The following is a 12620-nucleotide window of genomic DNA, read 5'->3' as shown; positions in this document are numbered from 1 at the left end:
GCGTGATAGGAAATGGATATGGGGGATGAATCGAGGCGAATCGCCGGTTACCGTGTCATTCGAGAGATCGGTCGGGGTGGCATGGGCGAGGTGTACCTCGTCGAGCATCCTCGGCTTCCTCGGCGGGATGCTCTCAAGCTCCTGGATGCCGATGTGAGCCGCATCGACGATTTCAAGGCCCGCTTCATCCGGGAGTCGGAGATCCTCGCCGGGCTGAAGCACCCGCACATCATTCAGATCCACGATCGGGGTGAGGTCGATGGTCGCCTATGGCTGACTATGGAGTACGTAGACGGCCGCGACGTCGCACAGTTGCTCCAGTCGTCCGGGCCGATGCCGATGGAATTGGCGTTGGACGTGACGCAAGCGGTCGCCTCGGCTCTCGACTACGCGTGGCGGACGAAGGGCTTGACGCACCGCGACGTCAAGCCTGCGAACATCCTCATCGCCTTTGATCCGTCGGGCCGCATCGCCGAGGTCAAGCTTGCCGACTTCGGCATCGCCAAGGCGGCGGGAGACGCGACCTCGCTGTCCGCCGCCGGAGCCACGGTCGGAACACTCAAGTACATGTCGCCCGAGGCGATCAGCGGAGAGGCGCTGGACAGCCGCGCTGACGAGTACTCGCTTGCGTGCACGGTGTACCAGATGATTGCCGGCCGGGTGCCCTTCGCAGGTGCCGCGGCGGATGTAGTCTCCGGACATCTGACCCGTCCAGTCCCGAGCCTGAACAGCAGCGCCGCAACGTTGAACCAGGTTTTCGCTCGGGCGCTCGCCAAGCGGGCCGCCGACCGCTATCCGAGCTGCGAGGCCTTCGCCGCCGACCTCCGCCGCGCTGCCTCGGTCACTGCAGACGCCTCGCCGACCGTGCCGCAATTCGGAGGGATTTCCACTCTGCCCAGTGCGGACCCGGCACCGGCGAGGTCACGGCTGCGCCGCGGGGCGCCTCTTGTGGCGGGCGCCGTCGCCCTGGTTGTCGCGCTTGTCGCGGCGACGCTTGCATGGCGCTCGACGCCCGGTGAATCAATTGCAGGGGAGGCGGTCCCGCTATCATCGTCGCCACGTTCTGCTACACCGTCCGCGGAGCCCACGATCGCCGTCTCGGCAGCACAACTGGTCCCGTCCGAGCAGGACGTGAAGGATCTGACGTCGAACGACGCAGGGTTCTGGAACGTCGATCGGACGGACGCGCTTGAGGCTCAAGGGGGAACGGTGAGTCCCGCGGAGTGCACCTGGGTCGCCAGTGGATCTCCATCCGCGAACGAGGCTTCGCGAGCAACCGTCCGCTATAGGCATCCCACGCCGAACGGACGTCTCACCTTCGGCCTGTCGATAACGACCGGTGCAGTCGTCTTCCGGGCGGTACGCGATGCAGAGGAGGTGTTCGCCAGGATGGTGCGAGAGTTCACGACCTGCACTAAGTCTCAGATTCAGCTCACCTCGCCCTCGGGAAGCGTCATGAGGATCACGTCAGCAGTTACGGGGACGCCTTCGGAATGGCAACTCTGGAGCACAATGACGTACGAAGACGTGGGCTTCTACTGCACGTCCAGTGATTCCCGTGTGCGCAACGCGATCGTTTCGATCACGCGATGCCTGGACCAGGCCGACCAGTCGAACGTCCCGGCGCGGTTGACCGCGAAGTCGGTGTCGCTCGCGAGGACCCTCTAGGTCATGTACGCGCGGCGCTTCGGACACGGACCCGAATTCGTTGAGTCGTGCCGAACGTCGTCCGGTGTGTTGCGAAGTACCGAGAGCACGAGGGGCGGCACCGTCGGAAACGGTGCCGCCCGTGCGCTACCGGACCGGTCAGAGATGACCGGAGGTGCACTGCCACGCCTTGATACGCGAGCCCGGGAGGCTCAGCGCGCCGTTCTGGGCGACGCGGAGCGAGCGGGCGGCGTAGCCCCGAAACATCGTGCGGTTCTCGGCGACCGCGCCGCAGCCGTCGGCGAACGACGCGAGGACCTTGCAGCTGCCCCAGCCGCAGGAGTTGAGCGCGGCGCGCTCCGCGGCGCCGCGGGACGCGTAATCCCAGGACCGGCCCATCGCCCCGTTGCTGGCGACGGCGATGGCGCCGAAGTTGACGGCGGCGTTGGCGGCCGGGGCCGCCGCGACCTGGACGCCGCCGGCGACGCTGGCGGTGGCGACTGCGGCGATCAGGGCCTTCTTGGTGGTGGTCTTCATGATGGATCCTCTTCAGTGAGATAGAACGGCGGGGGAGTGGACGGCCCGCTAGCGCGGGGAGTCCTGGCTGTCGGTGGGCTTGGGGCCCGACGGGGCGGCCTCGACGGCGGGCTTGGTCACCGTGACCTTCTGGCCCCACTTCGAGAACGTGAGCGTGATGGTGCCCTCGGTGGAGGGCTTGACCTCGAGGCGGACGAGCTGCCTGTCGCCGGACTTCTGGATCCACGCGGTGGTGGGGACCGGGACGCTCTTCTCTGGATCGACGCGTGAGCCGGAGATCGCGGCGATCTCGGTGGCGGGCACGGTGCCGGTGACCTTGACGGTCTCCTGGCCGTCGATGGTCTCGGTGCCGGCGGCCTTGGCGCCGGTCATCGTCGCGAGGACGTTGGGGATGCCCTTGGCCGGGTCGAACAGCGCCGAGACGTCGTAGATCGAGGCGCCGTCGCCGTAGTCGACGTAGTTCGCGCCGAGGAGCGAGGCGTACATGGTGCCGTCCGTGTAGACGAACGTGCCCTCGGACCGACCCCCGATGTCGATGGTCGCGGTGCCGGTCGCCTGCGTGACGGGCTTGACCTGAAGATCCCCGTCGACCTTCGAAATCGGCATGTTGGGCACCTTGCCGTCGACCTTGACGAGGAAGTGCAGGCTGGTGACGTTCTTGGCCGCCTCGGAGGCGGCCTTGACGAGTGCGGGGGCGTCGGTGTCCGAGGCGCTCGCCGACGCGGCGGCGGTGTCGGTCGCGCCGGTGGTCGACGCGCCCTTGTCGGAGCAGCCGGTGAGCACGACGCTCAGCGCGACGGCTGCCGAGGCCGCGATGAGGGCGGGGCGGGAAGTGCGCTTCATGGGTGTGGTTCTCCTTCAGTAGGACTGAGGAGAGCTTCGACGGCCGGGCTTAACCGGCGCTTGCAACCGCCTGAAGCGGTCTTCGTGGGTCCTTTGCCAGGGCCGATCCAAAACTTACCGACGGGTAGGTTGCGAAAGCTGATAACCGCAGGTCAAGTGAGATACGTCATTGAACAAGGGTCGCCGCCCGAGCGGATTCGCGGAGGCATAGAGTCGACCCCGGACCCGTGAAGAATGCGGGTGGACCGAGTAACCAGACAGATGGTGAGCTGATGGATCTCTTCGAATACCAAGCGAAGGAACTGTTCGTCAAGCACGGCGTGCCCACATCGGCCGGCCGCGTGACGGACAATGTCGCCGACGCCCGCGCGATCGCCGAGGAAATCGGCAAGCCGGTGATGGTCAAGGCGCAGGTCAAGGTGGGTGGCCGCGGCAAGGCCGGCGGCGTGAAGTACTCCGCCGACGCCGATGCGGCGCAGGCCAACGCCGAGGCCATCCTGGGCCTGGACATCAAGGGTCACGTCGTCAAGAAGCTGCTCGTGGCCGAGGCGAGCGATATCGCCGAGGAGTACTACATCTCCTTCCTGCTCGACCGCGCCAACCGCACCTACCTGGCCATGTGCTCGGTCGAGGGCGGCGTGGAGATCGAGGTCACCGCCGAGGAGAACCCGGACGCGCTGGCGAAGATCGCCTTGGACGCGACCAAGGGCGTCGACCTGGCCACCGCCCGCTCGATCGCCGAGGCCGGCAAGCTGCCCGCCGAGGTGCTCGACGCGGCGGCCGTGACCATCCAGAAGCTGTGGGAGGTCTTCGTCGCCGAGGACGCCACCCTGGTCGAGGTCAACCCGCTCGTCCGCACCCCGGACGACCAGATCCTCGCGCTGGACGGCAAGGTCTCGCTCGACGAGAACGCCGACTTCCGCCACCCCGACCACGAGGCCTTCGCCGACGCCGGGTCCACCGACCCGCTCGAGCTCAAGGCCAAGGAGAACGACCTCAACTACGTCAAGCTCGACGGTCAGGTCGGCGTCATCGGCAACGGTGCGGGCCTGGTCATGTCGACCCTCGACGTGGTCGCCTACGCCGGTGAGAACCACGGCGGCGTCAAGCCCGCCAACTTCCTCGACATCGGCGGCGGCGCCTCGGCCGAGGTCATGGCCGCGGGCCTCGACGTCATCCTCGGCGACGAGCAGGTCAAGAGCGTGTTCGTCAACGTCTTCGGCGGCATCACCGCGTGCGACGCGGTCGCCAACGGCATCGTCGGCGCCCTGAACACCCTGGGCGACACGGCCTCCAAGCCGCTCGTCGTGCGCCTCGACGGCAACAAGGTGGAGGAGGGCCGGGCGATCCTGGCCGCCGCGAACCACCCGCTGGTGACGCTCGCGCAGACCATGGACGAAGGCGCCGACAAGGCCGCCGAGCTGGCGAACAAGTAAGGGAGACAACAGAAAAATGGCTATCTTCCTGACCAAGGACAACAAGGTCATCGTCCAGGGCATCACCGGCGGCGAGGGCACCAAGCACACCGCGCTGATGCTCAAGGCCGGCACCAACGTCGTGGGCGGCGTGAACGCGCGCAAGGCGGGCACCACCGTCAAGCACGTCGACAAGGACGGCAACGACATCGAGCTGCCCGTCTTCGGCTCCGTGGCCGAGGCCATCGAGAAGACCGGCGCCGACACCTCGATCGCCTTCGTGCCGCCGGCGTTCTCCAAGGACGCCATCGTCGAGGCCATCGACGCCGAGATCCCGCTCCTGGTGGTCATCACCGAGGGCATCCCCGTGCAGGACTCGGCGTTCGCCTGGGCCTACAACGTGGAGAAGGGCCAGAAGACCCGCATCATCGGCCCGAACTGCCCCGGCATCATCACCCCGGGCGAGGCCCTCGTCGGCATCACCCCAGCCAACATCACCGGCACCGGCCCCGTCGGCCTCGTGTCGAAGTCGGGCACGCTGACCTACCAGATGATGTACGAGCTGCGCGATTTCGGCTTCTCCACCGCCATCGGCATCGGCGGCGACCCGGTGATCGGCACCACCCACATCGACGCCATCGAGGCGTTCGAGAAGGACCCGAACACCAAGCTCATCGTCATGATCGGCGAGATCGGCGGCGACGCCGAGGAGCGCGCCGCGGCGTACATCCAGGCCAACGTCACCAAGCCCGTCGTGGGCTACGTGGCCGGCTTCACCGCTCCCGAGGGCAAGACCATGGGCCACGCCGGCGCCATCGTCTCCGGCTCCTCGGGCACGGCCGCCGCGAAGAAGGAGGCCCTCGAGGCCGCCGGCGTCAAGGTGGGCAAGACCCCCTCCGAGACCGCCGCTCTCGCCCGCGAGATCCTGCAGTCGCTGTAACCGCAGCGCATTCGGTCCACGACCCCGCCTCCCGCCAGGGAGGCGGGGTCGTCCCGTTTCTAGGCCGCCGGTACCTCGACCCGACGGAACACCAGGTACAGAACCAGCGCCGCGGCGGCGAGGCCCGCGCCCAGCAGGCACGCGCCGGTCCACCCGGCGAGGGGCCACAGCGCGGCGGTCGCGGCGGAACCGAGGGTGCCGCCGAGGAAGAACGTGCCCATGAACACGGCGTTGATCCGCCCGCGCGCCTCCGGTCGGAGCGAGAAGACCACGGCCTGCGACGAATTCAGCGCCGCCTGCTGGCCGATCCCCATGAGCGCCAGCCCCACGATGAGGGCGGGTAGGCCGATCGCGCCGCCCGCGGGGATCATGAGCAGCCACGCCGTCGCCTGCAGACCCAGGCCGCCCGCGGTGAGCACCGCCCCGTGGCCGCGGTCGACGAACTTCCCGATCGTCGGGCCGGAGAGCGCGCCGACCGCGCCGAGCAGACCGATCGCGCCGATCGCGGCGGGCGTCCAGCCGTAGCGCGGGCCGGCGAGCAGGAAGGTCACCGCGGCGCCCTGCACCATGAACGAGCCGAGCGCGAGGCCGATCAGCACCGCCCGCAGCCGCAGCACCGGCAGCTCGCGCACCAGCCCGGCCATCGAGACCAGGAGCGCCCGGTAACGCGACGGGGTCAGCCCCGGCCTGCCCGGATCGTGGCGGGGGAGCGCCCGGGACAGGGCGCCGGTGACGACGACGAGCAGCGCCGCGAGCACGAGGTACGGGGTGCGCCAGCCCGCGAGGTCGGACAGCACGCCGGAGAGGAAGCGGCTCACGACGGTGCCCAGCACGAGCCCGCTCATCACGATGCCGACGGCGCGGGCCTGGTGCTCCGGCCCCGCGAGCTCGGCCGCGTAGGGCACGATCACCTGCGCCCCGACCGAGGTGATCGCCGCGACCGTCGCCGCGACCAACAGCACCCCGCCCGACGGTGCCGCCCCGGCCGCGACCAGCGCCGCCGCCGTGATCAGGAGCAGCGCGAGCGCCAGCGGGCGGCGACGGACCGCGTCGGCCATCGGCACCAGCAGGACCAGCCCGACGGCGTAGCCGGCCTGCGCCGCGGTCACCAGCATCCCCGCCGCGGTCTCGGACATGCCGAGCCGCTCCTGCAGCAGGCCGAGGATCGGGTGCGCGAGGTAGTTGCCCGCCACCGACAGGCCCGTCGCCAGGGCCATGAGGCGCAGGAGGCCGGGGGCCGACGCCGCGGTGCGGGGAGCGGTGGTGGTCATGGCTTCCAGTCTCTGCTCCCGGTCATCATGAGTCCAACGTATGATTTCGATGGAATGATCTTCCTGGGAGATGATCGATGGAGCTGCAGCAGCTGCGGTACGTGATCGCGGTGTCCGAGACGCTGAACTTCACGCGGGCCGCCGAGCGCTGCCACGTCGTGCAATCCGCGCTCAGCCACCGCGTCGCGGCGCTGGAGAAGGAGCTCGGCGCGCGCCTGTTCGACCGCACCAACCGGTCCGTCCGGCTCACGGCCGCGGGGGAGGCCTTCCTGCCGCAGGCCCGGGCGGCGCTCGCCGCCACCGAACGCGCGGCCGACGAGGTGGCCGCGACCTTCGGCGGGGTCCGCGGCACCGTCACCGTCGGGATGATCCCCACCTTCACCGTCTTCGACGTGGTCGACGTCCTGCGCGCCTACCGCGCCGCGTACCCCGACGCGACCGTCCGGTTGCGCAGCGGCGCGAGCGAGGTCCTCATCGAGGGCGTGCGCACCGGCACCGTCGACCTGGCGCTGCTCGGCGTCCCCGACGGCTTCTCCACCGCGGGCGTCGTCGCCAGGCGGCTCGCCGTCGACCACCTCGTGCTCGTCGTCCCCGAGGCCGAGCGGGTCGACGGTCCGCTCACCCTCCCCGCGACGGCCGACCGCCCGTTCGCCGACTATCCCGCGGGCGGCGCCGGGCGCGCCGAGTCGGACCAGGCCTTCGAGCGGGCCGGCGTGCGGCGCACCGTCGCCTTCGAGGTGGACCGGTCCGAGACCATGCTGGAGCTGATCGCGGCGGGGCTGTGCGTCGGGATGGCCGCGCGGGAGACGGTGCCCGACGGTGCCGGGCTCGCCGTCGTGCCGCTCGTCGACGGCCCCACCCGCTCCCAGCTGCTGGTCCACTCGAAGCTGCTGAGCCCCGCGGCCAGGGCCCTGTTGGCTGTCGTGGACCATCACACTCAATGAATTGAATCCCGTTGGCGTCGGACTCGGTGTATAGGGTGGTGGCGTACTGGCTCCGTACGGGGCCGCGTCAACCTTCGGGGAGAAGAACATGACCTACTCAGGTGGAGGGTACGGGCAGCAGCCGGGCCAGGGGGGCTACGGGCAGCAGCCGGATTACTCGCAGCAGGGCTACGGCCAGCAGGGTTACGGCCAGCCGGCGCAGCCCGCGCAGCAGGGCGGCGGCTACGGCCAGCCCGCCCAGCAGGGCTACGGTCAGCCCGCGCAGCAGGGCTACGGCCAGCAGCCGGACTACTCGCAGCAGGGCTACGGCCAGCAGGGCTTCGGCCAGGGCTACCCGCAGCAGCAGGGCTACGGCCAGCAGTACGGCGGCTTCCCGCAGGCGCCGGCAGCACCGTCGAAGCCGCTCGACCTGGCACTCGTGCTGTCCATCGCCACCGCCGCGCTGGGCGTCATCACCTTCCTCCTCGGCTTCTTGACGTTCAGCGACTCGAGCACCGAGATCCTCGGCCGCACTTTCGACGGTGCAGTCAACGCCTTCACCGGCCCGCCGCTCACAGCGCTCACCCTCGCACTCGCCGCGGGCGTCGCCGCCGGCCTCAGCCTGATCTCGAAGGGCAACACGGGCCGCACCCCGGCCGCCGCGCTCGCCGTCGCGGGCTTCATCTCGCTGCTCTTCGGTCTCTTCACCTGGGAGAACCTGGTCTACGGCTACTGGATCGCACTGGTCTTCTCGCTGTTCACCGCGGCCGCCGCTGTCGTGCTGGTGCTCGTCGACGCGGGCATCGTGAAGAACCCGGCCGCCGTTGCCGCCGCGGAGACCGCCACGGCGGACGCGTCCGCAACCGCCACCGCCGCTCCGGCCGCCACCGAGGCGCCGTCGAACCCGGTCGTCCCGACCGCGGCCCCGGTTCAGCAGGAGCAGCAGGCCCCGCAGGCGCAGGGTCAGTCGCAGTGGCCCTCCTACGGCGGCTACCAGGCGCCGGCCTCGTCGGGCTACCAGGCTCCGGCCTCGACCCCGTCGACCCCCGCGGCCCCGGCCACCACGGGCTTCCCGTCGAGCGCACCGTCGAACCCCGGAGCCTCGGCGTCGGGTGACGAGGTGACCTCGGCCTTCGGCCAGGCCTCGTCGGCCAGCACGCAGGCCTTCGGCAGCCCGTCCACCCCGCAGTACGGCTCGCACGCGTCGGACGACGAGAACAAGCCCCAGGGGCAGTAGTCCCCCGCCTGCGGCGCGCCTGAGCCACCATCGGCCACTGCGATGTCACAGTGGTGAAGATGATCGACTCAGCGCGCGCCGCGGGGCCGGGCCCGAGTGAGACCCGGCCGCTGTTCGTGATGGCCTTCGGGCCGTCGCTCGTGACCCTCGCGTCCACCCTCCTGGTGGGCGTGGCGGTCCTGCTCACCACGTCGACGGGGCTCGGGGCGATCGCCCCCACCGTCGCCGGACTGTGGCTGGCCGTGCACCAGGTGCCGGTCACCATCAGCGACATCACCCTCGGCGTGCTGCCCCTGCTCCCCACTGCCGCGCTGGTCGTGGGCGTCGCCCGGGCCGCGCGCCGCGCGGGCGGCGAGGGCCGCCCGCTCGCGGACCTGCGCTCGGTGCTGCTGTGCGCCATCGCCGGACCCGCCCTCTTCACCGCCATCGCGCTGGCCGTCGTCAACGACGCCGCCGGGCGGTTCACCATCGGCACACCGCCGCCGCTCACCGCGTTCGTCGCGACCGTCGCGGTGCACCTCGGCGCCGCCCTGCTCGGCCTCGCGCCCGCGTACTGGCGCGACGTGGCCCGCTTCCTGCGGATCCCCTCCTGGGTCGACGACTGCGCGCGCCTCGCCGGCCGCGCGCTGCTCGCCTTCGGCGCCGTGGGCCTGGCCATCGTCGTGGTCCGCCTCGTGATCCGCTGGGAGACCGTCTTCGAACTGGTCCGCTCCGGCAACGACGGCGTCGGCATGGTCTCGCTGGTCCTGCTCTCGCTGCTGTACCTGCCCAACGCGGTGATCAGCGCCGCCGCGCTGCCGCTCGGCGCGACCGTCGACCTCGGCCCCATCTCCATGAGCGTCTTCTCCGCCGTCCCGGGCCGCGCGCCCGGCATCCCGATCCTCGCGGTGCTGCCCCAGGGCCCGTCGCCCTGGTACCTCCTGCCCCTGCTCGCCGTGCCGGCCTTCGTGGCGGTCCAGGTGGGCCGACGGTGCGCCGCCCGCTCCCTCGACCTCGGGCCGACGGTGACCGCCGTCGCCGCCACCGCCGCGCTCGCCGCGACGGGCTTCGCCGCCGCGGCCTTCCTCGCCGGCGGCGAGCTCGGGGGCTTCGGCTACGCCGGCGCCGACCTGCTCCAGGTCTTCGGCTTCACCCTCGGCTGGATCGGCCTGGTCGGTGTGCTCGCCGCGCTGGTCCTCCAGCAGGCGGGCGAGTCCCGCGCGGTGCGCGCCGCGCGCCGGGCCGAGGAGGAGGCACCGTCGGGCTACACCACCTACGCCGACGAGGCGGACGTGATCGACGACGGGGTGACCGTGGAGATCGAGCCCGCCGAGCGCGGCGAGCACGCCGACGACCTGCCCGAACCCGAGGACGAGGCGGCCGACACGGGCGACTTCGACGCCCTCGCCGACCAGCCCACCGAGGAGGTGCGGCCGGTCTCCCGGCAGGCCGTCGGGCCGGCCGCCACGAAGCGCGAGCGCGACATAGCAGACATCGAGGAGCTCGACAGCTACACCTTCGGGCAGTAGCGGACGGGCACGGCGTTAGGCTGTTGCCGAATCGTCCCTCTGCGATGGAGAACATCCTGACCACGCCCAGCCCCACGGTGGTGCCGCCGTGTGCGCCCGCACGGATCGTCGTGCTGGCGTCCGGCACCGGCTCGCTGCTCGAGGCGCTCCTCGCCGCGGCGGCGGAACCGGGCTACCCCGGGGCCGTGGTCGGCGTCGTCGCGGACCGGTCCTGCCGCGCGCTCGAGATCGCCGCGCGCGCCGGCGTCGAGTCCGCCGAGGTGCCCGTCCGGGCCTACGACGACCGCGCCGCGTGGGATGAGGCCCTCACCGCCGCCGTCGCCGAGCTGGAGCCGCACCTCGTGGTCGCGGCCGGCTTCATGAAGATCCTCGGCCCCGCCTTCCTCGCCGCGTTCGGGGGCCGCGTCATCAACGCGCACCCCGCGCTGCTGCCCGCGTTCCCGGGCGCCCACGCCGTCCCCGCCGCCCTCGAGCACGGAGTCAAGCTCACCGGCTCCACCGTGCACCTCGTGGACGCGGGGCTCGACACCGGACCGATCCTCGCGCAGGAGGCGGTCGCGGTGCAGCCGGGGGACACCGAGGAGACCCTGCACGAACGGATCAAGGTCGTTGAGCGCCGGCTTCTGACAGAGGTCGTCGCCGCAGTCGCCCGCCAGGGCTATCGCGTGGATGGACGAAAGGTCACCATTACATGAGCAGCAACATCCCGATCAAGCGCGCGCTCATCAGCGTGTACGACAAGTCGGGCCTGGTGGAGCTGGCCACCGGCCTGGCCCAGGCGGGCGTCGAGATCGTCTCGACCGGCTCGACCGCGCGCACCATTGCCGACGCCGGTGTCGCCGTGACCCGCGTCGAGGACGTCACCGGCTTCCCCGAGTGCCTCGACGGTCGCGTCAAGACCCTGCACCCGAAGATCCACGCCGGCATCCTCGCCGACACCCGCCTGCCCGAGCACCTCGAGCAGCTGCGCGACCTGGATGTGAAGAAGTTCGAGCTGGTCGTGGTGAACCTGTACCCGTTCACCGACACCGTTGCCTCCGGGGCCTCGGAGGACGAGTGCATCGAGCAGATCGACATCGGCGGGCCGTCGATGGTGCGCGCCGCCGCGAAGAACCACCCGTCGGTGACCGTCGTGGTCTCGCCGGACGACTACGGCGACGTGATCGACAGCGCGCGGCTCGGCTTCTCGCTGGAGCGGCGCAAGGCGTTCGCCGCGAAGGCCTTCCGGCATACCGCCGATTACGACGTGGCCGTCGCCTCGTACATGACCAACGTCGTGGCGCCCGAGCCCGAGCAGAGCTTCCCGTCCTGGATGGGCGGCACGTGGACCCGCGAGGCCGTGCTCCGCTACGGCGAGAACCCGCACCAGGGCGCGGCCCTCTACGTGGGCGGCGCGAAGTCCGGGCTGGCGCAGGCGGAGCAGCTGCACGGCAAGGAGATGAGCTACAACAACTACACGGACGGCGACGCCGCGTGGCGCGCCGCGTACGACTTCAACGAGCCCGCCGTCGCGATCATCAAGCACGCCAACCCGTGCGGCATCGCGATCGGCAAGGACGTCGCTCAGGCGCACCGCAAGGCGCACGCCTGCGATCCGGTCTCGGCCTACGGCGGCGTGATCGCCGCCAACCGCGAGGTCAGCCTGGAGATGGCCGAGCAGGTCTCGGAGATCTTCACCGAGGTCATCATCGCGCCCTCGTACGCCGACGGTGCCGTGGCGGTGCTGCAGCGCAAGAAGAACATCCGCGTGCTGCTCGCCGAGCCGCCGGTGCTGGGCACCGAGATCAAGCAGATCACCGGCGGTCTGCTGGTGCAGCAGTCCGACGCGATCGATGCGGCCGGGGATTCGCCGGAGGAGTGGACGTTGGCCGCGGGCGATCCGGCCGACGAGGCCACCCTCGCCGACCTCGAATTCGCCTGGCGCGCCTGCCGCGCCGTGAAGTCGAACGCCATCCTGCTCGCCTCGCGCGGCGCATCCGTGGGCGTGGGCATGGGGCAGGTCAACCGCGTCGACTCGGCGCAGCTCGCCGTGACCCGCGCGGGCGACCGCGTGCTGGGCTCGGTCGCCGCGTCGGACGCCTTCTTCCCGTTCCCCGACGGCCCGCAGATCCTCATCGACGCGGGCGTGAAGGCCATCGTCCAGCCGGGCGGCTCCATCCGCGACAAGGAGGTCGTCGAGGCGGCCGCCGAGGCCGGCGTCACGATGTACTTCACCGGGACGCGGCACTTCTTCCACTGATCACGGAGGTTCTCCATGCAGGTGCCCGCCGAATATCTACCGCTGCTCGAGGCGGCCGTC

11 protein-coding genes are annotated in these 12620 nt (G+C 70.8%); 8 read left to right on the top strand and 3 right to left on the bottom strand.

All coding sequences use genetic code 11. The features are described 5' to 3' along the window. The first annotated feature begins 18 nt into the window (after positions 1–18). Positions 19–1668 (top strand): serine/threonine-protein kinase, encoded by a 1650-nt coding sequence (locus ACM9LD_RS10455; protein WP_415676600.1) that lies wholly within the window; start codon positions 19–21, stop codon positions 1666–1668. A gap of 138 nt (positions 1669–1806) precedes the next feature. Here the strand turns inward: ACM9LD_RS10455 and ACM9LD_RS10450 are convergent, their stop codons facing one another. Then, positions 1807–2184: a DUF4189 domain-containing protein gene (locus ACM9LD_RS10450; RefSeq protein WP_415676599.1), complete on the bottom strand. Its 378-nt coding sequence runs from the start codon at positions 2182–2184 to the stop codon at positions 1807–1809. 48 nt (positions 2185–2232) lie between these two features. Further along, on the bottom strand, positions 2233–3027 hold the full coding sequence (locus ACM9LD_RS10445; protein ID WP_415676598.1) for an LppX_LprAFG lipoprotein: 795 nt from the start codon (positions 3025–3027) through the stop codon (positions 2233–2235). A 272-nt stretch (positions 3028–3299) separates the two neighbouring features. Between ACM9LD_RS10445 and sucC the strand changes: the two genes are divergently transcribed. Then, positions 3300–4463, top strand: coding sequence for an ADP-forming succinate--CoA ligase subunit beta (gene sucC, locus ACM9LD_RS10440; RefSeq protein WP_415676597.1), 1164 nt, complete (start codon positions 3300–3302; stop codon positions 4461–4463). Between the two features lie 16 nt (positions 4464–4479). Further along, positions 4480–5382, top strand: coding sequence for a succinate--CoA ligase subunit alpha (gene sucD, locus ACM9LD_RS10435; RefSeq protein ID WP_415676596.1), 903 nt, complete (start codon positions 4480–4482; stop codon positions 5380–5382). Positions 5383–5441: 59 nt separating this feature from the next. Here the strand turns inward: sucD and ACM9LD_RS10430 are convergent, their stop codons facing one another. After that, positions 5442–6653, bottom strand: coding sequence for an MFS transporter (locus ACM9LD_RS10430; RefSeq protein WP_415676595.1), 1212 nt, complete (start codon positions 6651–6653; stop codon positions 5442–5444). 77 nt (positions 6654–6730) lie between these two features. Between ACM9LD_RS10430 and ACM9LD_RS10425 the strand changes: the two genes are divergently transcribed. The 5 genes from ACM9LD_RS10425 (at position 6731) to purH (ending at position 12560) form a co-directional block, all read left to right on the top strand. After that, positions 6731–7597: a LysR family transcriptional regulator gene (locus ACM9LD_RS10425; protein WP_415676594.1), complete on the top strand. Its 867-nt coding sequence runs from the start codon at positions 6731–6733 to the stop codon at positions 7595–7597. A gap of 88 nt (positions 7598–7685) precedes the next feature. Further along, the gene (locus ACM9LD_RS10420; RefSeq protein WP_415676593.1) at positions 7686–8813 is read left to right on the top strand and encodes a DUF5336 domain-containing protein; all 1128 of its coding nucleotides are present in this window, start codon (positions 7686–7688) and stop codon (positions 8811–8813) included. Between the two features lie 59 nt (positions 8814–8872). Beyond that, positions 8873–10321 carry a cell division protein PerM gene (locus ACM9LD_RS10415; RefSeq protein WP_415676592.1) on the top strand — a complete coding sequence of 483 codons (1449 nt, stop codon included), beginning with the start codon at positions 8873–8875 and terminating at the stop codon, positions 10319–10321. Positions 10322–10365: 44 nt separating this feature from the next. Continuing rightward, positions 10366–11016, top strand: coding sequence for a phosphoribosylglycinamide formyltransferase (gene purN, locus ACM9LD_RS10410; RefSeq protein WP_415676591.1), 651 nt, complete (start codon positions 10366–10368; stop codon positions 11014–11016). Further along, the gene (gene purH, locus ACM9LD_RS10405) at positions 11013–12560 is read left to right on the top strand and encodes a bifunctional phosphoribosylaminoimidazolecarboxamide formyltransferase/IMP cyclohydrolase (RefSeq protein WP_415676590.1); all 1548 of its coding nucleotides are present in this window, start codon (positions 11013–11015) and stop codon (positions 12558–12560) included. The genes purN and purH overlap by 4 nt, the downstream gene beginning before the upstream one ends. Positions 12561–12620 lie beyond the last annotated feature (60 nt).

Source organism: Tsukamurella hominis (assembly GCF_965137015.1).
In the GTDB taxonomy this organism is placed as follows: domain Bacteria; phylum Actinomycetota; class Actinomycetes; order Mycobacteriales; family Mycobacteriaceae; genus Tsukamurella; species Tsukamurella hominis.
This window is presented reverse-complemented; position numbering and strand designations above follow the sequence as displayed.